The organism is Thermotomaculum hydrothermale (genome assembly GCF_016592575.1).
GTDB classification, from domain to species: Bacteria; Acidobacteriota; Holophagae; order Thermotomaculales; family Thermotomaculaceae; genus Thermotomaculum; species Thermotomaculum hydrothermale.
Genome location: NZ_AP017470.1, coordinates 1,549,303 through 1,575,850 on the forward strand (window position 1 = coordinate 1,549,303; position 26,548 = coordinate 1,575,850).

Genomic DNA, 26,548 nt, shown 5'->3' on the forward strand with positions numbered 1-26,548 from the left:
AAGATAAAAAAACATTTATTCAAGGATTATCCTTCTTCTACCTTCAAGGGCTTTTATCATTGTTATCTCGTCAGCATAGCCAATATGCCCACCTGCAGGGATTCCCAATGCTATCCTTGACACAACTGCATCTGTATCCTGAAGCAACCTTGCTATGTAAATTGCAGTTGCTTCACCTGAAACATCAGGGTCTGTGGCAATAATCACCTCTCTTATCCCCTCATTTTTAACCCTTTTCACAAGGTAATCTATACCCAACTCCTCTGCGCCAATCCCCTCAATAGGTGAAATGCTTCCGTGAAGTATAAAGTAAATTCCCCTATACTCCCCTGCCCTCTCAATTGCAAAAAAGTCTTCCGGCTGCTCAACCACACAGATTATATTTTTTTCTCTTGAAGGTGAAGAACAAATATCGCACACATCAGACTCGGAAAAATTCCTGCACTTTGAACAATATTTAACATTCATAACCATATCTTTAATGCTTTCCGCAAGCTCAATCGAATCTTTTTTGCTTCTCCTCAAAAGAGACATAGCAAGCCTTTCTGCTGTTTTTACCCCAATTCCTGGAAGCTTTTGCAAATTTTCTATTACCCTTTTAATTTTTAAAGGATAGCCTCTCATTACTCCACCAGATACTTTAATTGTTTTTTCAAGTCTTCCCTGTCAGACTTTTCTGCAATCTTTTCAGCAAGCTTTATTGCCTCAGGGTCTTTCGTTTCTTTAATTAGATGCAAAAGCAATTCAAGCCCCTCATTATGCTTATTCAATTGAGAGTATGAATAAGCAAGGGGGATAGCCATTTCAGGCGGAAAGACAAAGTATCCCATACGGGCATACATTTCTTTTAAACTTCCTAAATAATCAACACACTTTTTATATTCTTTCTTCTGAAAGTAAAGCAACCCAGCAGTCGCTATCAACTCCCTGTCAGGGTTAAGTTTGTCCATTATCTCAAACCCATATTCAACAAGCTCTTCACTTCTTTCTAAATTATCTCTTTCAAGGTATATACTTGCAGCTAACTTAACAACATCAAGGTAATTTCCACCTACATCAAGCACTTTTTCAATTAAATCATCCTCTTTTTCAAGCCTTCTTGTTAATTCAAGGTACTCGCATAGCATTGCTTCTGTAAATTCATCTTTTTTCTCATTAAACATAGTATTAAAAATCTCAAAAGCCTTTTCATAATCCTCTTTTAAGGAAAAATATAACACCTTCATATAGTTTGAAGCGTAAGAATCAGGGAACTCCTCAATTTTTTCAGCCTTATCAAGATTGCCACGATTAATCTCAATGCATATTTTTTTTAATTCATCATTTTCTTCTAATTCTTTCTTTATAAAATCAGGGTAATGCTCTGAAATAATCTCAAAATATTCATCATCTTCAACATCTTCGTAAACATATTCCCTTTTACTTCCCCTTTGTAATTCAAGTTCTCCCATCTCAATTTCCCTGATAATATTTTCAGCCTCTTCTTTTACACCTTTATCCACTGCATATTTTATGCATGTTTCCGCAAAACCGACTGCTTCATCAAAATCCTCAGCCTCAAAGTAAGCCTTTGCAAGCTCAAGGTTTTTTTCTGCAAGCCTTTTCTTGCATTCTTCAATCTTTTCTTCAACTTTTTCCTTCAAAGATTGTTCGCAATCCTTTTCAAGTGCCTTTTCAAAGTTTATCAAAGCATTGTAAAAGTCTTGCTTGTGGAAAAGCTTTTCTCCCTTTTGTTTATAAAATTCACAATCTTTCTCTCTAAACAGTCCAAATAGTGACATTTCTCACCTCATTAATATTTTTCAAGTTTTAGTATAATATCTGGAACAAATATTGCAAAATAGTTTTTTAGAATAGATAAAAGGAGGCAATATGAAAGACAAAAACTTGATTTTACTTGCTTTTGCGGTTTTACTATTAATTTTCAACCTGTCCTGTTCTTCGGACAGTGTTTATATTGACGGGGGAGTGGTAATAGGAGGAGACGATGATTTTATATGCGACATCTCCTCTGGATTCAGCTTTGTAGGTGCATCAATTAACTCAAAGGGGGAATGGGTTGCATGCGGCTCAAAGGGGATCGCATACGGCAATGGCTCAAGGTTCGATTACCACATTATCTCAATGAATACAGGGCCAAAAGAGTTTGATAAAATAGTGTCCCTAAATGATTACGGTGAATTTATTGCAGTATTTGATACAGGGATATATTACGGAGATTTAACAGGCTATCTTGTTCAGCTTGACTCTTCAAGTCAGGGGGAATACCTTTCAGCAAAAATAAACAACAATGGGCTATGGGTTGTGTCATCAGACGAAGGTGTATTAATAGGAATTGCAGACCAGACTCCGGTATTTTTAGACTATGTTGCAAATGAAGGGGAGCCTACCAAGCTTGCCTTAAACAATTACGATGAATTTGTTGTTGCCGGGAGTTTGCAGGTTTTATACGGCAATGTTGATGAAGATGGCAATGTAAATCTATACTCATCAGACCCTGTTTCTGTTTATTACGACATGCCCGGGGTTGATATAAATACATTCGGAAATTTTATTGCAACTGGAAGTATTCAAACAATATTAGGAAATGCAAGTGAAACAAACAATAAAACCGCCAAAGTTTTAAGGAAAAAAGAGGTTAAGGTTGATTTATCAAAATTTAAAGATATCCCGATAGCTGTAAGTTCAATTAAGAAAAGCACAAAGTCAAAATTAAAATTAAACTACCATTACACCCCGCTTTTCAAAAAATTAAAAACAAGAAAAGCTATAAAAGACATAAAAGCACTTGTTGAATACCATTCAGCAGATATTAATAATTATGGAGACATTATTGCCTCTGGGTACGATTACCTTATAGTAAACGACCAGAACTACTCTCCAGTAACAGCACAGAATGAAATGGTTGGAGTTGCAATTGACAATAACGGAAATTGGGTTGCTGTTGGAACATATGGCCTTTACTATAATAATTCAAAGATATACGATGCTATGAACTCAGGGGATTACCTATCTTTCAGCATGGATGAAAACGGGAACTTTATCTGTGCCACAAGCAAATCAGTTTATACATACTCTTACTCCCAGGATGCACTTTCTGACCAGGGGCCTGTTGCAGACTTAAACTATCCTGTAGCCGCTGACATAAATAACGGCAGATGGATTTCTGTTGGAAACTATGGAGTATTACTCTGGAATTATTAATTTAGAAAATCCTATTTTAAAAGGGGATTCGCTAATCCTTTAACAAAACAAGGTTGCGAATTCCCTTTTTGTATATCTGATGAAAATAGATATTTGCCGCTGCCCTTCCTAAAATAAAAGAAAGTGCCGCAGCGTGCGCTCCAATTAAATTCATTTTTAGAAAAACAAGCATTAAAACCACAATTGATACAAACTCAACAATTGTGCCATATGTTATATGCCTCGTTAAAGCAGCATTTACAAGAACACTTCTCTGCCATGAGATTAAAATGCTTAAAGCAGGCAATAGAACAAGAATGGATGCGGTTTGAACTGCAAGGGGTATTAAGTCTGGCGACAATCCGGCTACCTTCTGAAACCATAAATATCTTGCAGGGGTAAGCATTATTGCAGCAAGGGTAAAAGAAACAATTACCGAAAGCATAAAAACAAATGTTTTCAATGTGTTAAAGTTTTCGTCATCGTATTTCATTAAAGCAACACCCACTTCCTGGAAAGAAAGCCCCATGCTCCTAAAGATAAAAATAAAAGAGGTAACAACAGGCAAAACCGCAAGGGAATCAAGGGCAAGCCTGCTTTTTGCAACAAAAAAGGTAACAATAGGCTGAACACCTAAGGCAATAAAAGAGGTTAAAGCAAGGGGGATATAAAAAGTTGCCAGATAACCATAGGTAAGATTAAAATCACTTTCTGTTTTTAAAACTCTATCTTTTATAATTTCGTAAGTCATTGCATATATAACAAATGCCTCAAAAATCACAGCAAAGGAAAGAGATATTGCGCCAACATAAACACCTTTAAAATTGGTAAAATTTGCAAGTAAAAGGGTTGAAATTATGACAGTTAGAATCCTGATTACAGTACCATAAGCAATTCTTTTTGTTTTATTGTTTGCAATTAGAATTCCCTGATAAAACCTTCTAAAACCAATTGCCGCAGGCCAGGGGAGTAATAAAGCAGTTGCATGGTATACAAGAATGGCAAGTCTTTTTTCCAGCCCCATAAGGGTAATGGTAATAAAATTAAAAACCTTAGGGATTAGAACAATCCCCATAATTAAAGTGATTAAAAAGTTTAAAAGAAAGGTAAAATTACGCAATTTTTTATAAGATTGCCTGTTTTTCACAAGTGCTGTTGAGGCTGTCATAAGCATAATAATTGGCGCTTCAACTATTAAAGCAAAAGAAAACGCAATTCCGTATGCAGCAAGGTTATATTTAGCATCACTTAACCTTGCAATTACAGCTGTAGTGTATGGCCCCTCAAAAGACATCATAAGCCATGTCAGGGCAATTGGGAACCAGAATTTGAATATATACTTTAAAGTCAACTCACCTTTTTTCATCAAAATCAAATTAACATATCAATTTCAATAAAGAAACAAAAAATATAAAACCCGTATAAACAAATTTCTAATATTCCCTATTACTTTCTTTTGCTTTTATTTCTAACCAGATAATAGTTCTTGACTTAATTCTTTTTTTATCCAATAATTTAAAAAGGTAGAAATACCTCCTTGCAATCTGGCAGGTTTTACCTGCCCTTTTTTATTGGATGGTTAATATGGAACTATTTGAAAGCCTGTCTCAGATTGAGCAATCCTACTTAAAAGTTTTAAATCAAATGAGAAGACAGGATTTTTCCGACAAAGAGTTAGGTTTCGTCCTTAATGTAGCAAGGTTTACTTCATCCCCTATTTTGCTTGCCTTTATTATGGCCTGTCCAAAGTGGTACAACAGGCCTGAGATAAAAGAAGTGCTTTCCCACCACGAGTTGATACCATCAGGTTTAAAAAATTACTTTAGAAAGGTTTTAAGTGTTATTGACCTTTTCAAACAGGCGGGGCAATCTCAAAACCAAGAGGAGAAAGAAAAATTACTCTTAAGAGCAAAACTGATAATTGATCATCTAATGGATATAGACAAAGAATTTCTCAAAAAATACCTTACAAAATCATTAACTGAAAAGGGTTGCCCAGAGACAGACGAAGCTTTTCTAAAAAAGGTTCAAGAGGTCTACGAAAACTACTTCCAGAAAGAAGAATCGCTCTCAATAGATGAAAAAACTATAGAAGAGAAAATTATAAAGGCAAAAACCTCTACGGACTCTAAAGAGTTGATGGCTCTTGCTTTAGATCCTGATAGAAGGGTATGGGAAACAGCTATATCTAACAGATACCTTGAGGAAAAAGAGATAATTGAAGTTTTAAATAAAACTGATAAATCTGAAGTAATTACCTATATTTTCAACACTCCAAGGTGGTTTTTCAAAGAATCGGTGAGGAAAGCTATTGAAAATCATAGTGCAACTCCTGAAGCTGTTAAATTTTCTATAAGGAAGAGTGAACATGTGTTAACACTGTTTGAAAAACTTTCAAAACTAAAGAGAAATATTTCAGAAAGGGATAAAACAATAGAATTAATTGTTGATGAACTAAAAACCTGCTCTGAGCTTGAACTTCAATACATTACCGTTGGTGTTAAGAGAAGATGGCCTAACTTGCTCAACATTATAAAGATTGTTTACAACTTTATGGATAAAAAGGGGTTGTTTGAGAGAGAGACAATTGAAAAAGAAATTGAATTAAGCCAGAAACTTGAAGAATCAGATATATTTAAACTTATCCAGAGAGCAGCCTTTTCTAATGACCCGAAAGAATTGGAAATGCTAATAAACTATAATGATTTAAATGTATTTAGGAATGCCCTTGCAAATCCCAACTTAAAAAGAGAAAACTTAATCCCTTTTATTCATTCTTTTAATACAAGAAAGCTTTTAATTCTTGCTAATTCACCGAAATGGAATAAAGACATAAAAGTTATCTCAACAATGCTACATAACAAAAACCTCCCTGAACAATATGGGCTAAAGTTTGTAAAGGAATTAACAGATTTAAAAGACTTGCTTGATGTTTTAAGAGATAAAAAGATTGCCTCTATTGAAATCAAAAATGTTGCATACTCTACCCTTTTGAAAAAATTTAATGAAATGTCCAACTATGAAAAGGCAAAGTTTATTATTGATACAAACGGAGAAATTTTTAGAGAGCTGTGGAGTGTTATATTTAACGATGAAAAACTGCTCGAAACTCTTCTTACAGAATTTAAGCCAGGAGAAGATGTTGTGGCAAGAATAGTACACTCAAGGCTTACTCCTGTATCTATTCTAAAATTAATTATAGAAAAAGGAATTCATTTAGACAATATAGCAGTGGTAATTGAATTTTTCTCAAACCCCAAAACTGGCTTATCCTTGCAGGAGCAATTATTAAATAAAATAAGCCCTGAAATAAAAGAACAATTAAAAAAGAGAAATTTGATTTAATCACTCAAACTTTCAAAAATTACTCTTTTAAAATCTTCAAGCAGATAAGGTTTAGGCAGAACATTTACAAAACCCAGCTTTTTAAACTGAGACATGGCAGCTGAATGTGCATAACCGCTTGAGACAACAACCTTTACATCAGGGTCAATTTTCTTTAACTCTTTTAATGTTTCCTCTCCACCCATCCCACCAACAACTGTTAAATCAACAAAAACAATATCAAACCTTTCACCTCTATTAAGTGCATCTTTATACTCTTTTACAGCGTCTTCTCCATTGGCAACACATACTATGTTGCAATTTAAAGCATATGCAAAATCCTCGGCAACATCCCTTACATCTTCTTCATCATCCATAAAAAGTATGTTCAAGCTTGAAAAATCAAAATCCTCTATAGTCTCTTTCCCACCTTTTTTGAGAACACTATGGGGAACATCTTTCTCTTCAATTTTTACAATTTTTGGTTTAGGTTTTTCCTCTAACCCTTCTTTTACAGGCAAATAAATATGAAAAATTGCTCCACCTGATGGATTATTTTCAGCGGTTATATATCCTTCATGTTTTGAAATTACAGAATATGCAACTGCAAGACCCAGCCCTGTACCGTATTTTTTGGTTGTAAAGTAAGGCTCAAAAATTCTTTCAAGAATCTCATGGGGAATACCTGGGCCATTATCTTCAATCGTTATATGAATATATTTTAGATATTTCTCTTTTAATGGCAATGAAGCATACTTTTTTTTATCGTAGAAAAAGTTTTCTGCTTTTATTGTAATTGTTCCTTTGTTTTTTAAAACATCCCTTGCATTGGTAAAAATATTATTAAAAACCTGTTCCAGCTGAGTGGGATCTGCTTCAATTGGATACAGATCAGGAGCAATTTCAAAAATTGTCTTTATTGAACTGCCTGCAAGGAAAAGATTTGCCATATTTTTCAGAAATTCTCCCACATTTTCAATTTTCTTTTTTATTGGTGCTCCTCCTTTGGCAAAAGTCAAAAGCCTTTGAGCCAATCCTGTTGCCTTCTTTAAAGAAATTTGTGCCCTTTCAAGAATAGGTTTTAAATCATCAGACGCCTTAATCAAAGCTAATTCAATATTACCCTGCAAAACTTGTAGTAAATTGTTAAAATCGTGTGCAATACCAGCAGCAAGGGTAGCCAGTGATTCAAGTTTCTTCTGTTTTACAATTTCTCTTTTGTAAATCTCATGTTCGGTAATATCACTTATTACTACAATACCCCCTAAAATTTTTTGATTAATCCTGACAGGAGAGCCTGAAACAGCGACAAAAAGCTCATCTCCATTATCTTTATAAAGAAAAAGCTTATCATTCTGATAACCTTCAATAATTTCTTTAAAACTCAGGGAAACTTTCTTAATTTCCCTTGTGCCTAATTCATCCTCAAAATAAAAAGAAAGCACCTCGTTGCAATTCAGGCCTACAAGATCCTTCTCTTTCTGGTTAAACAATTTTTCCGCAGCCTTGTTCACTATACTTACTCTTCCCTTTTCGTCAAGGACAACAACTCCTTCCGCAATGCTTCGTAAAGTTGCGGCAAGCTTTTCTTTTTCCTGTTTTAGCCCTTCCTGGTAAACCTTTCTTGGGGTTATATCAATGGCAGTACCTAATGCTAATTTTCTATTTTTTATCTCTATGTGATCAGCAACAAATTCAATCCATCTCACTTTGCCGTCTTTTCTTACAATCCTGAACTCGTATGATTGCGGGACTTCGTCTCCTTCTAACCTCTTTAATCCCCTTTCTTTCACAAGCATCTGTTCTTCCGGGTGAACAACCTCCCAGAAATGCATTTTTAACATCTCTTCTTCTGAATAGCCTAATATCTGACATGTTGCTGGATTCACATATTCAAAATACTCGCTATAAAGGAAAACAGCAGCTTTGGTATTTTCTGCAAAAGCCCTGAACTTCTCTTCACTTTCCTTTAATTTTTCCTGCAATTTTACCTCTTCGTCTATATCATGCACAAGGGCAATAAAATATTTTTCACCCTTTAAAACCACCACACTTAATCTGACAAATATCCAGAATGACCTTCCATCTTTGGATTTTGCAATCCAACGAAAGCTGGTTAACCCATTTTTTAATGCTTCCTCTAAATAATTTTTAAACAGGTTTTTTGAAAATGTTTCATCACTTAAATCCATAACATTCATATTTTTTAATTTTTCTTCTGAATATTTAAACATTTCAACAAAGCTTTCATTTACCTGGAGGATATTCCCCCCTGAATCCATTAAAACAAACCCATCAGGCATCGATTTTAATAGTATGCTTAACTCCTCATTAACCTCGCTTAATTCATCCTCCCTGCTTTTTATTGCATTTACCATCTTTTCTATCTCATTTAGAAGTTTTCCAAATTCTCTAAATTTCACATCTCGACCAATAGCATCATACTCATACTTACCCTTTTCAACCTCCTCAATAGCATCACTTAATATTTCAAATGGAACTAATATATAATTTTTAATTAAATACCTGCTTCCTATTAACATAATGATTGTAAGCACAACAATCAAACATAGCATTAGCAATATATAAGAATTGACAAAACTCTTTAACCTTTCTTTAGAATAAAGAATCTCCACAGCACCTATTTTTTTATTATTAAAAAAAACAGGCTTAATAATTTTTTTACTCAATTCTGCGGGAATTGCCTCTTTAGAATATGGAGAAACCCAGGAAATAACAGTTTTACCAGCATCATCAAAAACACTAACTGCATACACATCTTTGTTTTCTGCAAAAACCTGAGTATATCTCCCTACTGCGTCAAAATCATAACTCCAAAGGGGATATGCAATTACATTTGCAAAAGATTCAGCATAACTGTTAATCTCCTTTAAAAATGTTTTATTCTTTTGAAAATATGAAACCCCCATAAAAAGAAAACCGCTTATGGTAAAAGCAACAAGTATTTGAACAAGGTAGGCTACTGAAAATTTATTGAGAATAGAAGGGACTTTGCTCTTTTTCATTCTCACCTCTTAGTAATTAAATAATACTATCTATTTATTTTTTTTCAACATTCAAATAACACAAGAACTCTACCCATTGTGGCAAATTGCAAAAAGCTCTTTATTATGCTAATCTTTTTTAAGAGATGATAGCAACGGAGGGAGTAATATGGCTGTAAAATTATTTGAGGAAGGATTATCACTGCTTGCAAAAAAGGATTATAAAAAAGCTATGGAAAAATTTAATAAAACTGTTGAACAAACAGATAATCTTCAACTTGTAGCAAAATGCAAAAGTTTTATTAACTTATGTAAAGAAAAAATTAAAGAAACAGAAAAAAAGAATGAAGAGATCGATTACGGATACGCTGTTTACCTTATAAACAACGGGAAATTTGAAGAAAGCAAGGAGATACTTGAAGAAACATTTAAAAAGAAAAAAGATAAAACCGATACCTATTATTATCTTTACGCAATAGCAGAAGCAGGAAGCAACAATCATGTAAATGCCAAAAAATATTTACAAAAAGCAATAAGTCACAATCCATCTATTATTCATTTAGCCCTAAAAGAACCTTTATTAAAAGACATTGCGGTAAAAATAGCGGAGAAATAAAATGACAATTAAATGGCTTATTCTTGCCGCAGGAGAAGGGAAGAGGATGAAATCCTCAATCCCCAAGGTTTTCCATAAAGTAGCAGGGATTCCTATACTTTTTAGAATATTAAGAATAGGGGAAAGCTTAAGAATTAAAACAGGAGTGGTTTTAGGCAAAAATATTAACAAAGCAAAAGAATTTTTACAAAACATTCCTGTGGAGCTATTTGAACAAAAGGAGAGATTGGGAACTGCCCACGCAGTAATGTGCGCTTCTGAATTTTACTCTAATCCAGAAGGGTACACTTTAATTACTCCAGGGGATATACCGCTTTTAGAAAAAGAGGATATAGAAAACTTTATAACATTCACTTTGGAAAGGGATACCGATGCTTCCATTCTGGCGTTTTATACTAAAAACCCTGCAGGATACGGAAGGGTTTTTGAAAAAGACGGAGAGTTTTTCAACATAATTGAAGAAAAAGACGCAAATGAAGAAGAGAAGAAAAACAATCTGGTAAATTCAGGAATCTACCTCTTTAAAAATTCCCTTTTAACTCAATATTTAAAAGAGATATCAAACAATAATGCGCAGGGGGAATACTATTTAACAGATTTACCTGCAATACTTAAACATAAAAACTATTCGGTTGTGGTTTACAAAACAGAAAAGGAAGAAAATTTTTACGGTGTAAACGATAGAAAACAATTAGCAGATGCTGACAGAATAGCTATACACAGAAATATAGAAAAGCATTTGGCAAACGGTGTAACAATTTATCAACCTGAAACTGTAAGGATAGAGGATAATGTTGAAATAGGAAATGACACAATAATCTACCCGGGAGTAATTGTTGAACAGGGAAGTAAAATTGGTAAAAACTGTGTTTTAAAATCTGGTTGTGTAATTATTGAAAGTTTAATAGGGAACAATACTACAATTCTTGAATACTCTCATTTAGAAGGAGCTAAAATCTCCTCTAACTGTTCAATTGGACCTTTTGCAAGGCTGAGGCCTGGAACAGAAATTGAGACCAATGTTAAGGTTGGAAACTTTGTGGAAACAAAAAAAGCAATACTTAAAAATGGAGTAAAAGCTTCTCATCTTTCATACCTGGGAGATTGTGAAATAGGAGAAAACACAAATATAGGAGCAGGAACAATTACCTGCAACTACGACGGTGAGAAAAAACACAAAACAATTATAGGAAAAAATTGCTTCATAGGAAGCGATACTCAACTTGTTGCCCCGGTGAAAATAGGAGATTTTTCATACATAGGTGCTGGCTCAACAATAACAAACAATGTCCCTGAGTGTAGTCTTGCTTTATCAAGGGCAAAACAAAAGGTAATAGAAGGCTGGCCTAAAAAAAAGGGTAAAAAATGCCACAATTAAAAGGCTCTTTAGAATTAATGGGAATTGCTGATGCAATGCAATTCCTGTCTGTAAGTGGCGACACAGGTGTTTTAAAAATTACAAATTATAAAGAAACCAAAAAGGTTTATTTTAAAAATGGAAAAATTATAGCAACTGCTTCAGAAAACCCAAACGAATACCTGGGACAATTCCTAATAAGTTATGGAATAATTACAGAAAAGGGGTTAAAAGAAGCCATAGATGCACAAAAAGAAAAAAAAATGATGTTAGGCAAGATGCTTGTTGAAGAAGGAATTGTTAGCGAAGAAAAAATGAAAGCCTTTATTAAAACAAAAATAGAAGAAACCATATACAGTGCTTTTACATGGGAAGAAGGGGAATACGAGTTTGTCCCTGGAGAAACTATTGAACTTGATATGCTGGAGGTAGAGGTAGATCCTAACGCAGTTATCTTAGAAGCAGCCAGAAGGGTTGACGAATGGGAGAGGATAAGAAAGGTAATTCCTTCAAGAGATTACATTCCAGTTATTATCTTTGACAAAGTTGTTGACTCTTTACCTCTTTCTCCCAACCATGCCAAACTTTTGAGAGCCATAAACGGGAAAAAAAGTGTTGAAAATATTGCAATGGAATTCCGCTCTCCTGAATTTTATGTGTTTAAAAACCTTTTTGATTGCTACCAGAATGGTTATATAAAGTTTAAAAAACCAGGCGAAATAGACCTTTCGCTCGCCAAAAAAAGCATTAGAAACAAAGTTTTTAAATTAATAGAACAGGGTTCATTTTTAGAAGCATTTACACTTATTGAAGTACTATCCTTTAAATACAGAGACCCCAAGCTTGCAAACGATTTAAACAAAGTACTCCAGAAAAAGGTTGAGGAAATTGTGGGAGACGGAAGCAAAATACCAAAATTAACAAAAACAATTAATGAAATTGCTGCAATGACTTTTTCACCTGAAGAGGGATTTTTAATTTCAAGGATTAATGGAAGCTGGGACATAAACTCAATTATTAAAATTTCTCCAATAAAGGAAAACAAAGCAAGAACAATATTTGCTGAACTTTATCAAAAAGGTATAATTAAGTTTGATGGATAAGAAAGATGTTTTAAAGGATTTAGAGTTTGAAAATCCTGTTGAGATTAGAAATATAGAAGAACTACCTAAAAAAAACAGGAACTATATCTATGTGTTAATTATAGTTTTACTTATAGCAGGGATAGCATTTTTAGGATACAGAGAATTTACCCGCCAGAATGAAATTAATAAATTAAAAAAGCAAATAGAAGTTTTAAATAAAAAATTGTCCCAGAAAGAAAATGAATTGGCAGAAATCTCACAAAAACTTGAAAATATTCAGTCTGTTTTCTCAAAAACAAGCAAAAACAAAAAAGAATTGCTAAAAAACATAACCAGACTTGAAAGCCAGGTAAAAGAACAAAAGAAAAAAGTTAAAAAATTATCAAAGAAAATAACCAGCCTCCAAAATGAATTAAAAAGGCTTGAAAACAAAAATAAAAAATTAGAAACTGAAAAGAAAAAACTTGAGAAAATAGTTGAAGAGAAAGACAAAATGATTGCAAAAAAGGATAAAGAAATAAAAGAGATTTCCAACAAACTTGAACAGCAATCAATAACCTTAAAAAACCTTAGAGAAACATTCTCAATGGAGTCAACTGCTTCAAAAAAACTCATTTCAGAGTTAATTTCTGAACAAAAGAAAAACCAAAAACTATTAAAAGAAAACCTTGAATTAAAAACTAAAATTGAAAAACTTAACAAAAAGATTTATAAACTTGAGACAGTAGAAGAAGGGGATCTGGTGCCCTCTTCAGAGATGCTCACCCTTGCCAAACCATTAATATCTATGCCTGCAAAAATAAAAACGAGGGGACTGTTTTCAAAGGTTAAAGGTTTTGCAGTTGTAAACGCACTAATAGACGAATATGGAAAAGTAAAAAATGCTTATTTTATTTCTTCAAATATCCCTGAAGACAAAGTGGACAGGGGAATTTTAATAAACAGGGTATTAACAACTGTGAAAAAGTGGAAATTCTCCCCACCCCTTTATAAGGGGAAAACAGCAGTTAAAACCTGGCAGCCTGTAATTGTCCCTGTTGAAAGTGAATAATCATCTATCAATAACCATTGCCAAAGTTAAAAAATAAACTTTTTCCGCTATTTCTTCTCTTTTTAACAATTTTGAAATTCTATTTACCGTTGCCCCTGTTGTAAACACATCGTCAACCAAAAGCAGACTTTTATACTGATGTTTGCTCCTTACCCTGAAAAAACTCTTTACAATTTTTCTCCTCTCTGAAGCTGTTTTTGTTGATGACAAAAGCTTTTTAAAAGGTTTTCTAGTGAAAACCAATTTTTTTAACGGAATTCCCAGACTGCTTGATAAAATTTTCCCGATCTCCCTGGGAACTGAATATCCTCTTTTCAAATAATGGTAAATTGAAGAAGGAACATAAGTTAAAACCTCAATCTCCTTATCTTGCAAAAACTCGTGTATTTGTAAATTAAAAGATTCAAGGATTTTCAGATATTCAATTTTATCCTTAAACTTTATACTATGAATAAGCGCTTTCCCACAATCATTATAGGGGAACAGAAAAAATCCCCCGTCAAACTCCCTCTTTTCTTTAAAACACCTTCCGCATATATTTGAACCAGAAGGCAAAGGAAAAGAGCAATACTTACACCTTGATTCAAACTCAACTTTAGTTAAAGACCCAAGACATTCTTCACATAGACCAAATTTAATTCTCTTTACCACCTTTTTACAGCAATAACATTCAGGATAAATTATCTTTTCAAGCATGTAAAAATTATAAAAAAAGTATTAGAAGATTAAAACAAAAATGAGGCTAAAAAGAAAAGAAATGTTTAACCGAAAAGCCTGTTTAAACTATTTTCAAGCTCAGAAACTTTATCTCCATTGTATTTTTTCAAAATTATATTTTTAAACTTATCAATATCTCCGCTGTACAGACTCTGAGCAATGTCAAGAACAGAGTTTGCGTTTACTCCAAAAAAAGGGGAAATTGCAAGCAAAACCTTGTCCCTTTCAACATTACCGATAAAAACACCCTTTTTCCCTGCCTTAAAATTCAGAGAGTTAGCTATTATAAACCTTACCTTATGCTCTATCACTACCCTCAAATTCTCGTCAAGGTCATTTAAAAGGTTTGAAACAAACGCCTCAATATCTGGAGAATTATTTACGGCATCATTCCATATAACATTCATAGCCGCACCAAAATAAGGAGCAATTATATCTACAATTTTTGCCTTTAATTCTTCAGGAAAGTAAAATTTAAAGGCGGTAGTTTGTTTAACCTCTTTAAGCTTAGCTCCCTCTTTCAATCTGTTTAAAACAAAATCATGAAACTCGGAAATTAGCTGATTTAAATCCTGGCTTTCTTCAACCTTTTTTTTAAGTTTTTTTAACGCTTTACCGTCTTTAAAGATATTGCATATAATTGTTCCTGTTGCCTTGTAATACTCAGTTTGCACATGGAAAACACTGTTGCCGAACTGTAAATTATCATTGTAAGAAACAACCATAAATGCCTCCCATTAATATTTTAACACAAGAAAAAAAATGATTAAAAAACAAAAAAAAATAAGAACAATTAAAAATTGATTAAAAATCTTTCAAAGGGAGGAAAAGTTATGCCTGTTTCAAAAAAGCCAAATTCAGGAATTCTTGTTTCTTTCATTCCCATAACACTTAATGCAAACTTCAGTGTATCCCTACCCTCAAAGTTAAAAACATCTCCATTAATTTCTATTTCAACCACTTTATCCACTCCAACCTTTGCAAAAAACTCAGTATTTTCAAAATCTCTCCCCTTTGAAATAGAAAGAGGAACTTTAAAAACGCCCTGAGTTAAAGGAAAATTGAGACAAAAAAAGTTTTTGTCCTGCAAAAAAAGTTTTATTGATTCTACTTTATCTCTTAAAGCAATAAGAAAATAAATGTTTTTTAAATCCTGGCCAAACATTATTTTTTCAACAGGTGTTTCACCCTCAAACATTGCCCCCCCTTTACCTTGAGGGGTAAACTCTCCTGCCCCATTCCATTCAAAGAAGTTTGTAATTTCCCCATCTATGTCGGGAGAGATAAGAGAAACAGGCATTTTCGGTTTTGGCAATGATGTAGGCTTCTTTATAGGTGTTTTTAAAAATACAGGAACCTCTTCCCCTAAAAACCTGTACACATTTGACAGATGTTTTAAAAATAACAAATCAAACTTCTCCTGACCCTTTACCTTAAAATCATCTCCATACCACCAGAACCAATCGCTACCCTCGGCTACCATCAACTCTTTTTTAGCCTTTTCAAGTAATACCTCATCTTCAAAACCTTTTGACTTCTCTTCAAAAAAGGCAGCAGTCCTTCCCAAATAAGACCATGCAGTATTCATTTCGTGATGCCCTATCCATATAGCAAAATTTGCATTAATCCATGAACCAGGCCAGATTGACTCTAAACGTTCTCCCCTAAAGCTTTCAACAACCTGATAAAAGGTTGAAGTTTCTGCAAAATTACTCCCCTCAATTCCTTCAAAGAGAGAAAAAAGAAAGTTTACCGCTAAATCAGGATAAAACTCCCATGGATTTTCCCCGTCAAAGATAACAGGAACAATAACACCTTTATCCTTGTTAAAATTATAAATTTTCTCAATATGGGCTAAAAAATCCTTTACCGCATCATCTACTTTGAAATTGTAATAAACAAAGCCTATTTTGTCTGAAATCTCTCTATCTCTGAAAAAACACGACAATTTATCTCTAAAACTATACGGTTTGTATAAAAACTCAAACTTATGCCTGTTTCCAAACCCACTCTTTTTTAAAATCTCTTCATCTGTTGCAATCCACTTTAACCCACAATCTGAAATCAATTCAAGGGCATCGTCTGAAACTGAGCCTTCAGACGGCCACATACCATAAGGCTTCTCTCCGAAAACCTCTTCAAAAAGCCTGATACCCTCAGTTACATGCATCCTTGCATGCTCAGGATATGAAAACTTTGGAGGAAAAGGTTTGTCAGGCAAACTAATTTTTCCAATATCAGAATCAATAATGAGGGGTAAAATAGGGTGAAAATAAGGGGAAATTGAAATCTCTATCTTTCCCTCTTTTAAAAGCTTTCTATAAAGGGGAATAATCCTTTTTAAAACCTTAAATTGAATATCAACTATAAGCCTTATATCTTCTATTGAATAATTGCCCTGTTTCTCAAAAAGAGTTTTAAGCTCTTTAAACTCCCTTCTTGCAGCAAAACCAAACCATGAAAGGTTGAACAATGCCTGCAAATCCCTTAAATCTGAGTTTGTAAAATAGGAAAGCCTTTTCCTTAATTCATCCAAATCATCTGAGTCTCCCCTCAATTCAAAAAGCCTCTTGTAATTGGAATTAGGCTCAATAAAGTTTTTAAAATTCACCGAGAAAAAGTTGTCTATAAGAAAAAGTTTCTCATTATCACTCATTAAAGCAGGGTCTTTAAGTGTTAAATCAAGGTACAAATCACTTATCTTTCCCTCAGAATAAAGATTTATTTGCTCTATCAATGAGGGCACAAGGTTGACTGTTATTTTAGTATTTTTAAGTTTATCAATAAGATAGGGGATATCATAATACCCCTTAATCCCGTGAAGCCTTACCCATGGCATTATAGCCTTTCCTTCTGCTATATCCACATAGTATGGCTGGTGCATATGAAATAAAAAAAGAATCTTTGCTTTACCCATCTACCACTCCTAACATTGCCATTTTATTATACCGCGATTAAAAAAATAATGACATTTCTGGTTGTTGTTAAAAAAGCTAATTAAAAAACATAAAAAAATCAACCAGGAAAAACACCGCACAACCGGAAATTGTTTATTTTTTAATGATAGACATATCTCCCACATACCATAACCTTTTTTATTATTTACATTCAAAACAAATAAATCTATAATAAGTTAGATAAAAGTTTTTGCGAAGGGGAAGCATGATTACAGGGTTTAATACTGATGTAAAGCACGCAGGCAAGGTGTTTCATGTGCAGACTGAAGACAAGGGAATAAATAACCCCCGCATAGAAACCCTTATCTATGTTGGCGGACAGATTCTTGACTCTATAAGGCAGGATTACTCTGACAAGATAAAAGATGGATATAATGAAGACTTGATAACTCAAATGATGGAAGAGCAACACCAGAAGGTTATAAGGGATATTAAAACCGGAAAGTACGATACAGACAATGAAGAGATTGAAAACATTATTTCAAATAAAAACCTTGATGATGTTGTTCTTGAATACCTGCTTGCCACAACCTTCAAAGATGATTTAGTGCTTCTTTTAGATGAAGAGGGAATGGAATTTTACGACAATTCAGATGTTGAAATTACTGTAAACGCTTACAACAGAGAGTCTTACAATGGAATTCCAAAAACAAAAATTTTAATTAAGATTTTAAGCCTTGATACAAACCCAGCTCTCCTTGCAGAGGGGTATACAGATAATGATGGGAAATTTAAAGCAAAGTTTAAAATTCCTGAATTACCAGATGGAGTTTATACCCTGCTTATTGAGGGGGAGCATCCTGAAATAGGCAAATCCCAGATTAAGTACATAATCAAGAAAAAGAGGAAGTAATGACAAAAGAAAAACTTGAGTTTGAAGACTATAAATACCTGATTTTTGCGTGGCTTTTTCCTGGATTGGGGCATTACCTTTTAGGATTAAAGAAAAAGGCCTACATTTTAGGCGGAATTGTAATCTTTATGATAGCATACGGCCTTTACTTAAAAGGGCATATTTACACCCCCTCAGACCAGTTGCAATTATTTCAATTAGGCTCTTTATTTGAATTGGGGATGGGGCCTGTTTACTTTATACTTTCCTTCACTCCATTGAGAGAGGGTGTTGTTAAATCCTTCACCTTTGAATACGGCACTTCATTTATTCTTACAGGGGCTATTCTAAATTACTTTGCAATAATTGATGTTGCAGACCATATTTTAGGAAGGCATAAAGACTCAATCTGGGAAGAGAAATAAAAGTTTAAAAAAAAGTAAAAATTTGCCTCAAATCAAAAATCTATCCTTTTTCTGTGCTATAATCAATCGGAAAATTTAGTATTCTGGAGGTTCAAATGGTTAAAGTTTCAAGAATAGACATTTATGAAAAGTTAGATAAAGTTATTATCCCGGGCGCAAATGTTTCGCTTGTAAAATATAAGGGGATTAGAGGCCTTGAAATTGACGAAGACGGAAATGTTGACATCAAAGTTGAGGTACCAAAGCAGGCTGAAAACAATTTAAAAGAGCTTGAAGAAAGTGTTGTTAAAGCAATAAAATCTGTTGAAAATGTGAAAGAGGTTAAGGTTAATATCTCTGTCAACGAAAAGCCTTACGGTACAGTTGAGTTTAAAAACCTTATCCCAAATGTAAAATTCCCCATACTTATAGGAAGCGGCAAAGGCGGAGTTGGGAAATCAACTGTATCATCAAACCTTGCAATAGCAATGGCAAAATTAGGGCATAAAGTTGGGCTTTTAGACGCTGATTTTTACGGCCCAAGCATTGCTATGATGTTTGGCATAAAGGAAGAGCCTGTTGTAAATGAAAAAGAAAAACTTGTACCCTTTGAAAAATTCGGGGTAAAGGTTATGTCTTTAGGCTTTCTTTTAGAAGAGGATACCCCGGTAATCTGGAGAGGCCCTCTCTTAATGAAGGCATTGACACAGTTTCTTGAAGATGTGGAATGGGGAGAACTTGATTACCTTTTAATAGACCTGCCTCCTGGAACCGGAGACATTCAACTATCCCTTGCGCAAAATGTTAAGGTAAAGGGGGCAATAGCAGTTACCACTCCTCAGGATGTTGCGCTTTTAGATGTTAAAAAGGCTGTTACAATGTTTGAAAAATTAAACATTCCAGTTATGGGTGTTATTGAGAATATGAGTTACTTTATCTGCCACAACTGCGGAACAAAGCACTTTATTTTCAGTGGAAATGAGATGGATACTGGTGATAAATTAGGGCTTCCTGTTTTAGGAAGAATACCAATTGACTCTGCTATTAGAGAAGGTGGCGATAAAGGATTGCCAATAGTAGTTGGGTACCCTGAATCCCCTGTTACAAAGGAATTTTTAGAAACGGCAAAGATAATTGCGGAGAAAAGCGGTTTATAATATAATTTACTGAAAGGTTTATACCTTACGGAAGCGAATGGGGGCTGGTGTCCCCCCCGGTCTTCAAAACCGGTGGGCCTATACGGGGGTATAGGTCGGTGGGTTCGATTCCCACGCGCTTCCGCCATTTTAATCCCAGAGGTTTAATATGAAAAAAACATTTTTATGGATTCTTGCTTTTTTGATTACAGTAACCCTTGCCATATATCAAAAAAGAACAGGGCCAACCTACCCTGTTTCAGGGCATTTAAAGATTGACGGCGTAAAAATTGACTATACCTTTAACAGAAGCCACGGGGGGCCTGGAGACCAGGAGGTAAGCATTTTCCTTGAAGGGGACAAACCTATCTCAGCCTATCTTGTTTACAAAAGGTACAGGGTTAAAGAAGACTGGGTGGAAGTGAAAATGCAAAAAATAGGCAAAAATTACACAGCATTTTTGCCCCACCAGCCACCAGCAGGAAAGTTAGAATACTATGTTAAGGTAAATATTGACGGAAAGTACTACAGTATCCCTGCAAAAAGCGTGGTTACCAGGTTTAAGGGTGCCGTGCCATTATACATTCTCATTCCCCACATAATCTTTATGTTTTCTTCATTACTGTTGTGTGTAAGGATTGGGCTTGCTTTAATATTCAAAGAGCCATACAAAAACCTTGTTTACACCTGTGTGGGATTATTCTTCATTGGTGGGTTAATTTTAGGCCCAATTGTTCAAAAATTTGCCTTTGGGGAATTGTGGACAGGCATTCCCTTTGGCTGGGATTTAACTGACAATAAAACACTTATTGCCTTTTTATTCTGGCTTCCGGCACTTTTCTTTTTAAAGAGAGAATACTCAAAGAGAAGCATTGTCTCAACAGCAATAGCCATAATTGTAATGTTTTCAATATATCTAATCCCCCACTCTGTCTGGGGTTCTGAATTTGATTACTCAAAGAATCAGATAACAACAGGAAAGAAACCTGCTGTTATTGAAACAAATGAAGGGGAAAACCAATGAAAATACTTGTTACAGGGTGTGCCGGCTTTATTGGAAGCCAGACTGCAAAACTTTTTCTTGAAAACGGGTATGAGGTAATTGGTGTTGATAATTTAAACGATTACTATGACCCTAAATTGAAGGAGTACAGGCTAAAATTTTTGAAAGAGCACAACAACTTTACCTTTTACAAGCTTGACATTGAAAAAACAGAGGATGTAAACAGCCTTTTTGAAAATCATAAAATAACTCACATAGTAAACCTTGCTGCAAGGGCCGGGGTGCGCTATTCAATTGAAAACCCCTATGTTTATTCCCTGACAAACACTTACGGTACATTAAACCTTCTTGAAGCAGGGAAAAAAAAGGGTATTGAAAAGTTTGTACTTGCTTCAACATCTTCCCTTTATGCCGGCCAGAAAATGCCATTTAAAGAGGATTTACCGGTAAACGAACCAATTTCTCCCTATGCTGCATCAAAAAAGGGTGCTGAGGCAATGTGCTATTCATACCATCATCTTTACGGCGTTGACACAACAATATTGAGATACTTCACAGTTTACGGGCCTGCTGGCAGGCCTGATATGGCATACTTCAGGTTTATTTACTGGATAGACAACAATATGCCAATAACTCTCTTTGGAGACGGCACACAAAGCAGGGATTTTACCTTTATAACCGACATAGCAAGGGGCACATTTAAAGCAACCTTAACAAAAACAGGCTATGAAATTATAAATTTGGGAAACGACAACCCGAAAAAGTTAAACTATATGATTGAATTGATAGAAAAGGGGTTAAACAAAAAGACTAAAATTGATTACAAACCATTCCACAAAGCAGATATGAAAGACACCTGGGCAAATGTTGAAAAGGCGAAAGAGATTTTAAACTGGCAGGCTAAAGTTAGCCTTGAAGAGGGAATAGAAAAAACGGTTAAGTGGTATATTGAAAACAGAGATTTTGTTAATTCCCTGGAGATAAAATGAGTACACCGATTTTTCGCTTTGAAAATGTTTATCTTGAAAAGGAAAACAAAACAATTCTTGAAAATATAAACCTTGAAATTTATCCCAATGAATTTTTTGTAATTTTAGGTGAAAACGGAAGCGGTAAATCATCCCTTTTAAAACTATTCAACAGGCTTGAAATAAACACAAAGGGAAAAATATTCTTTAAAGACAGGCCAATTGAGGAAATTCCAATTCACGAGTTGAGAGAAAGGGTGATTATGATTTTGCAGGGGGCAACACTTTTTGAGGGAAAGGTAAAAAATGTGCTTGAAACATATATTGAAAAATTAAAATTGAAATACACTCCGAAACAGATACTTGACATAATGGGGCTTGATTACTCAAACCTTGAAAAGAAAACGGAAAATCTATCAGGGGGAGAGGGGCAATTAATAGCAATATCCCTTGCAATAGCAAAAGACCCTGAAGTTTTACTTCTTGACGAAATAACATCAGCCTTGTCAATTACAATGGGAGCTTTGGTTAGAAAAAAAATGAAAGAGTTGCAAAAGCAGGGAAAAACAATTATCTGTATAACCCACAACATGGAAAATGCTGTTGAGGTTGGGGAAAGAGGGGTATTCTTAAAAGACGGGCAAATTGTAAAGATGGGGAAAATCAAAGAGTTAATTGAATGCTTTGGAAAGGATGAATCACAATGTACGAAAAGGTAATATATTCAGCAGTATTACTCATCCTTGCAATTGCAGTATCATACTTTAATAGATTAAAGGCAGAAAAAGATTTAATTGTTGGCGGAATCAGGGCGGCAATTCAACTTGTAATAATAGGCTATATCCTTCATTACATATTTGACCTTAACAAACTCTGGGCACAGTTGCTTCTTCTATTTGTAATGAGCCTTATTGCTGCACACACAGCAAAGGGAAGGGCAAAGGAGGTAAAAAACGCAGGGCTGTTTTCCTTTATTGGAATTGTATGCGGAACAACGGTTTCAATAGGCTTGCTTCTTGCCGTTGGGTTTATAAAACCAGAGCCAAAATTCCTTATCCCTTTAGGGGGAATGGTAATAGGCAATACAATGACGGCATCTGCCCTTGCACTTGACAGGTTTCACAGTGAGTTAAAATCAAATCTGCCTAAAATACTCTTTGCACTATCCCTTGGAATGAGCACAAGCGACGCTTCAGTTTTTTATGTTAGAAAATCAATCAAAGCGGCAATGACACCGATAATAAATACATTAAAGATTGTCGGGATTATTCAGTTGCCCGGCGCAATGACCGGAATGCTTATTGCCGGCGCTTCCCCGATGAAGGCTGCAATGTTTCAACTGGTAATTATGTATATGATTGCATCTGCAGTAAGCATTGGAAGTTCTGTTGCACTTTTAATTGCAAGGAAAAAACTCTTTTACAAAGACATTACGGTAAACATATAAAATGGAAGAAAAAAAAGACAGGATATTCCAGGTTGAAAAAATAGAAAGCGATTTCAGATTTGACAGAGAGGTTGCAAACATATTTGACGATATGCTTAACCGCTCAATTCCCTTTTACCGACAGGTTATAGAGGCAACAGGGGAAATCCTCTTAAAAACAATGCCTGACAATCCAAAGATTTACGATTTAGGCTGCTCAACAGGCAACACATTGATTTACCTTGCCTCTATTTTAAAAGACAAGAAACCTGAACTTATAGGAGTTGACAACTCAAGGGATATGGTTGAGAAGGCAAGGGAAAAGGCAAAGGCTTACAACAAAAAGATAGAATTTGTGGTTTCAGACATTGAAAAGATTGAAATTAAAAACGCAGATGCGGTAATTATGAATTACACACTTCAATTTATAAGGCCTTTGAAAAGGCCGCAGATAATTGAAAAAATTTACAACGGACTAAAAGAAAATGGAATTTTTATACTGAGTGAAAAGGTGATATTTGAACACCCAAAACTAAATAGAAACTTTGTTGAAATATACTATAACTTCAAGAAAAAACAGGGCTATTCAGAGCTTGAAATTGCAAAAAAAAGGGAAGCACTTGAAAATGTATTAATCCCCTTCACAATTAACGAGAACATTCAACTCCTCAAAAACGCAGGCTTCTCTTACACCACCCCCTTCTTCCAGTGGATAAACTTCACCTCATTCATTGGGATAAAGTAAAAAACCAAAAAGATAACATTCTGATTTTTTTATTGGTGCTACATTTCTAACACTTTAAAGCAGTCTTCTTTTTCTTTTTTATTTGCACTATAAACAAAAATATTTCTGTCACTCACCCCAAACTTTATCAATTACTTTTTTAATCTTTTCTTCATAGGTTTTTATAAGCTTGCGGCAGCCATCTATCACTTTTCGCTCTGCTTCTATTTTTCCCACAATACGCTGCTGTACTTTCAACGGGGGGAGGGGGATAATTAAATTTTTTACATCGTTCGAGTTTATACTAGGATATGCCCCTTTTCCCATTTTTTTTATCATTTGATTAATGATAAATTCAGAATATATACAGCTAAAAAGGTATTCTGGTATGATATAGTTCTTACTTCTCAATACAGCAAAACCTGTTGATGCTACTATCTTCTGAGGCAAATTTTTAAGAATAGTAAAAGCTTTTAAATTTGGCCGAACGGTTGACAATAAAACATCATTTTCTTTCACTATTCTTCTTGCACGACTGGGGGCATTCTTGGTTAAAATTCTGTTATCAAAAGAAACCTTACCTGTTCCATTTTCTACTGAATTAATGTCAATATAAATAACTTCACAATCACCATATAAATCATAAGGATTTGCTGATTCTGGATTTATCTCACATACTTCTCCCAGTTTTACCATTGGCCAGCCGTCGGAGAGTTCTTCTTTTTTTTCTGGGTGCTGAGCAAGGTATTCTTTTAACTCCTCGTCAAGATAGCCTTCTACATCAGGCTTCCAGTTGTCTATCACCTGCTTGCAGCCATCAATAATCTTCTGGTAGCCTTCTATCTCTGATACAATCTCCTTCTGTACTTCAAGGGGAGGAAGAGGAATATAAAGGTTTGAAAATTCAGATATCCAATACCTTTTATGCTGAGTTGTATCAATATTAATTTTTTGCATTATATAAAATGCATACTTAATATTAATTCTTTCAGTAGCTAATAAAATTTTCATCGCAGATGATTTCACTTTAAAAGGGAAATCAACAAATTTTCTTGCTGTAGTAAAATCATCAAAAATAATTACTGGTAATTTTTCTTTTGGAAAGATACCATCTTCTTCATTTGTATAACCAAGTATAAAAGTTTTACCTGCAGTAAGTACTGGTGTTTTAAATTCATTGCTATAATTTTCAGATTTAACAATATAGTTAGCAGGCTGTTCATAAATTAATACATCTCCTAATTTCACCATTGGCCATTTCTGATTTATCCGTTTTTCTATTACTCTATATCTGTCGCCGGTTAGGTTATAATCGCCATTTTCGGCAAGTTTTTCTTTCTTTACCAGCAGGGCTGAGCAGGGGTTTTCATCTGGATTAAACTCGTCAACCTTCCCACTTATCACCTTTTCAATGTACTCTCTTATAACATTCAGGGCATCGGGCAAATCGTTTTTATCAATTGGGCGGCGCTGAGCGCCTAAATCAAAGCCGTCGTTTTCAATTTTTATAAACAAAATACTGTCAGCCTTTTTGACAAGTACCTTATCCATAAGCAAAATTGAGGTTTTTACACCAGAATAGGGCTGAAAAACTCCAGCAGGAAGTGATACCACAGCATAAAGATAGTTTTCTACAAGCATTTTGCGTAGTTGCTTGTATGCTTTGGCACTCTGGAAAATAATACCTTCAGGCACAATCACCCCAGCCCTTCCCGTGGGTGTTAGGTGCTCAGCTATATAGTTTACAAAAAGCACTTCACTACGCTTACTCTGAACACTAAAACGCCTGTGTGGCTTGATTCCACCTTTTGGCGACATAAAAGGTGGATTGGCAAGGATTACATCAGCATATTCGTTCCATCTATCTTCACTGGTTAGAGTGTCATATTCGTATATTTGAGGATTTACAAAACCGTGTAAATACATATTCACAAGTGAAAGCCTCACCATATCTGGTGAAATATCATAGCCTTTAAAATTTTTATACAATTTTTTACGCTCATCAGTGGTAAGCAAATCACCCATACAAATTCCATTGTGGGATTTATATTTTTCTGAAGTATTTTCACATAAAATATGTTTATATGCTGAAATCAAAAATCCAGCAGTCCCGCATGCTGGGTCAAGTATGAGTTCATTTTTTTTGGGGTTAATTATTTTAACTATAAAATCAATTATATGGCGGGGGGTTCTAAACTGGCCAGCATCACCCTGACTGCCTAAAACAGAAAGCAGGTATTCAAAAGCATCTCCAAGGCGCTCTGAATGGTCGTATTCAAATTCATTTATTGTTTTTAAAAAAAGTTTTAGAGTTTCAGGGTCTCTATATGGCAAATAAGCATTTTTGAAAATATTACGGAAAAGCTCTGGAAGATTGGGGTTGTGGCTCATTTTAGTTATTGCTTCTGCATATAGATTAAGCATTTCAAAACCACCAAGCCGAGGATTAAAGATATTGCGCCAGCTATATTTTTCATAATCACCGGTGAAGAAGCTACGCTTTCCACCCATTTCTATTGATTCTCTGTCCATGTCATCCATAAACTTGTAAATAAGGGCAATTGTAATTTGTTCTACCTGACTTTTGGGGTCAGGTACCTTCCCTACGAGAATGTCACGGGCTGTGTCAATTCTTCTTTTAGTCTCAGCATCAAGCATAGTTTCTCCCCTTTGTACTACTCATTTCGTCATATTTATAAAACATGTTGAAATTTAGCCTTTTTTTCGACATATAAAAAAAACATGTTGAAATTTACATTT

22 protein-coding genes and 1 tRNA gene are annotated in these 26,548 nt (G+C 34.6%); 15 read left to right on the forward strand and 8 right to left on the reverse strand.

Annotated elements, in window-relative coordinates:
• Positions 1-15: 15 nt before the first annotated feature.
• Together recR and TTHT_RS07150 are read right to left on the reverse strand one after the other, a co-directional pair.
• Entirely contained in the window at positions 16-624 is a 609-nt protein-coding gene (recR, locus tag TTHT_RS07145; protein WP_201327286.1) for a recombination mediator RecR, read from the reverse strand.
• Positions 624-1,781 carry a tetratricopeptide repeat protein gene (locus tag TTHT_RS07150; protein ID WP_201327287.1) on the reverse strand — a complete coding sequence of 386 codons (1,158 nt, stop codon included), beginning with the start codon at positions 1,779-1,781 and terminating at the stop codon, positions 624-626. Before TTHT_RS07150 ends, recR begins: the two co-directional genes overlap by 1 nt.
• A 91-nt stretch (positions 1,782-1,872) precedes the next feature.
• Here TTHT_RS07150 and TTHT_RS07155 point away from each other — a divergent pair, with 91 nt between their 5' ends.
• Positions 1,873-3,204 carry a hypothetical protein gene (locus TTHT_RS07155; protein WP_201327288.1) on the forward strand — a complete coding sequence of 444 codons (1,332 nt, stop codon included), beginning with the start codon at positions 1,873-1,875 and terminating at the stop codon, positions 3,202-3,204.
• A gap of 31 nt (positions 3,205-3,235) precedes the next feature.
• Here TTHT_RS07155 and TTHT_RS07160 read toward each other — a convergent pair whose 3' ends face one another.
• On the reverse strand, positions 3,236-4,549 hold the full coding sequence (locus tag TTHT_RS07160) for an MATE family efflux transporter (protein WP_201327289.1): 1,314 nt from the start codon (positions 4,547-4,549) through the stop codon (positions 3,236-3,238).
• 218 nt (positions 4,550-4,767) lie between these two features.
• Between TTHT_RS07160 and TTHT_RS07165 the strand changes: the two genes are divergently transcribed.
• The gene (locus TTHT_RS07165) at positions 4,768-6,528 is read left to right on the forward strand and encodes a hypothetical protein (protein ID WP_201327290.1); all 1,761 of its coding nucleotides are present in this window, start codon (positions 4,768-4,770) and stop codon (positions 6,526-6,528) included.
• Here TTHT_RS07165 and TTHT_RS07170 read toward each other — a convergent pair.
• Positions 6,525-9,533 (reverse strand): PAS domain S-box protein, encoded by a 3,009-nt coding sequence (locus TTHT_RS07170; RefSeq protein ID WP_201327291.1) that lies wholly within the window; start codon positions 9,531-9,533, stop codon positions 6,525-6,527. The genes TTHT_RS07165 and TTHT_RS07170 overlap by 4 nt on opposite strands.
• A 148-nt stretch (positions 9,534-9,681) precedes the next feature.
• On the opposite strand from TTHT_RS07170, the gene TTHT_RS07175 reads away from it, so the two are divergent.
• From TTHT_RS07175 to TTHT_RS07190, 4 genes are read left to right on the forward strand one after another with little or no spacing between them, the layout of a single operon-like run.
• Entirely contained in the window at positions 9,682-10,128 is a 447-nt protein-coding gene (locus tag TTHT_RS07175) for a hypothetical protein (RefSeq protein ID WP_201327292.1), read from the forward strand.
• Between the two features lies 1 nt (position 10,129).
• The gene (gene glmU / locus TTHT_RS07180; protein WP_201327293.1) at positions 10,130-11,506 is read left to right on the forward strand and encodes a bifunctional UDP-N-acetylglucosamine diphosphorylase/glucosamine-1-phosphate N-acetyltransferase GlmU; all 1,377 of its coding nucleotides are present in this window, start codon (positions 10,130-10,132) and stop codon (positions 11,504-11,506) included.
• A complete protein-coding gene (locus TTHT_RS07185) occupies positions 11,494-12,588 on the forward strand; it encodes a DUF4388 domain-containing protein (RefSeq protein WP_201327294.1) in 1,095 nt (364 codons plus the stop codon). Before glmU ends, TTHT_RS07185 begins: the two co-directional genes overlap by 13 nt.
• Positions 12,581-13,621 (forward strand): energy transducer TonB, encoded by a 1,041-nt coding sequence (locus tag TTHT_RS07190; RefSeq protein ID WP_201327295.1) that lies wholly within the window; start codon positions 12,581-12,583, stop codon positions 13,619-13,621. Before TTHT_RS07185 ends, TTHT_RS07190 begins: the two co-directional genes overlap by 8 nt.
• Here TTHT_RS07190 and TTHT_RS07195 read toward each other — a convergent pair whose 3' ends face one another.
• From TTHT_RS07195 to TTHT_RS07205, 3 genes are all read right to left on the reverse strand, one after another.
• A complete protein-coding gene (locus tag TTHT_RS07195) occupies positions 13,622-14,317 on the reverse strand; it encodes a ComF family protein (protein WP_201327296.1) in 696 nt (231 codons plus the stop codon).
• 65 nt (positions 14,318-14,382) lie between these two features.
• A complete protein-coding gene (locus tag TTHT_RS07200) occupies positions 14,383-15,063 on the reverse strand; it encodes a hypothetical protein (protein WP_201327297.1) in 681 nt (226 codons plus the stop codon).
• Between the two features lie 68 nt (positions 15,064-15,131).
• Entirely contained in the window at positions 15,132-17,255 is a 2,124-nt protein-coding gene (locus TTHT_RS07205) for a glycoside hydrolase family 57 protein (protein WP_201327298.1), read from the reverse strand.
• Positions 17,256-17,500: 245 nt separating this feature from the next.
• Between TTHT_RS07205 and TTHT_RS07210 the strand changes: the two genes are divergently transcribed.
• The 9 genes from TTHT_RS07210 (at position 17,501) to cmoA (ending at position 23,809) form a co-directional block, all read left to right on the forward strand.
• Complete coding sequence (locus tag TTHT_RS07210; RefSeq protein ID WP_201327299.1) at positions 17,501-18,148, forward strand: hypothetical protein; 648 nt, start codon at positions 17,501-17,503, stop codon at positions 18,146-18,148.
• Positions 18,148-18,552, forward strand: a complete 405-nt coding sequence (locus tag TTHT_RS07215) for a DUF6677 family protein (protein ID WP_201327300.1) — start codon at positions 18,148-18,150, stop codon at positions 18,550-18,552. The genes TTHT_RS07210 and TTHT_RS07215 overlap by 1 nt, the downstream gene beginning before the upstream one ends.
• A 95-nt stretch (positions 18,553-18,647) precedes the next feature.
• Positions 18,648-19,688, forward strand: a complete 1,041-nt coding sequence (locus tag TTHT_RS07220; protein WP_201327301.1) for an Mrp/NBP35 family ATP-binding protein — start codon at positions 18,648-18,650, stop codon at positions 19,686-19,688.
• Between the two features lie 29 nt (positions 19,689-19,717).
• Positions 19,718-19,815: transfer RNA gene (locus tag TTHT_RS07225), tRNA-Sec, on the forward strand.
• A gap of 21 nt (positions 19,816-19,836) precedes the next feature.
• The gene (locus tag TTHT_RS07230) at positions 19,837-20,691 is read left to right on the forward strand and encodes a hypothetical protein (RefSeq protein ID WP_201327302.1); all 855 of its coding nucleotides are present in this window, start codon (positions 19,837-19,839) and stop codon (positions 20,689-20,691) included.
• Positions 20,688-21,659 (forward strand): SDR family NAD(P)-dependent oxidoreductase, encoded by a 972-nt coding sequence (locus TTHT_RS07235; RefSeq protein WP_201327303.1) that lies wholly within the window; start codon positions 20,688-20,690, stop codon positions 21,657-21,659. The genes TTHT_RS07230 and TTHT_RS07235 overlap by 4 nt, the downstream gene beginning before the upstream one ends.
• Positions 21,656-22,357: an ABC transporter ATP-binding protein gene (locus TTHT_RS07240; RefSeq protein WP_201327304.1), complete on the forward strand. Its 702-nt coding sequence runs from the start codon at positions 21,656-21,658 to the stop codon at positions 22,355-22,357. Before TTHT_RS07235 ends, TTHT_RS07240 begins: the two co-directional genes overlap by 4 nt.
• On the forward strand, positions 22,342-23,085 hold the full coding sequence (locus TTHT_RS07245) for an ABC transporter permease (protein ID WP_201327305.1): 744 nt from the start codon (positions 22,342-22,344) through the stop codon (positions 23,083-23,085). Before TTHT_RS07240 ends, TTHT_RS07245 begins: the two co-directional genes overlap by 16 nt.
• Before the next feature lies 1 nt (position 23,086).
• Positions 23,087-23,809, forward strand: a complete 723-nt coding sequence (gene cmoA, locus TTHT_RS07250; RefSeq protein WP_201327306.1) for a carboxy-S-adenosyl-L-methionine synthase CmoA — start codon at positions 23,087-23,089, stop codon at positions 23,807-23,809.
• A 108-nt stretch (positions 23,810-23,917) separates the two neighbouring features.
• Here cmoA and TTHT_RS07255 read toward each other — a convergent pair whose 3' ends face one another.
• Positions 23,918-26,446, reverse strand: a complete 2,529-nt coding sequence (locus TTHT_RS07255) for an N-6 DNA methylase (RefSeq protein WP_201327307.1) — start codon at positions 26,444-26,446, stop codon at positions 23,918-23,920.
• Positions 26,447-26,548 lie beyond the last annotated feature (102 nt).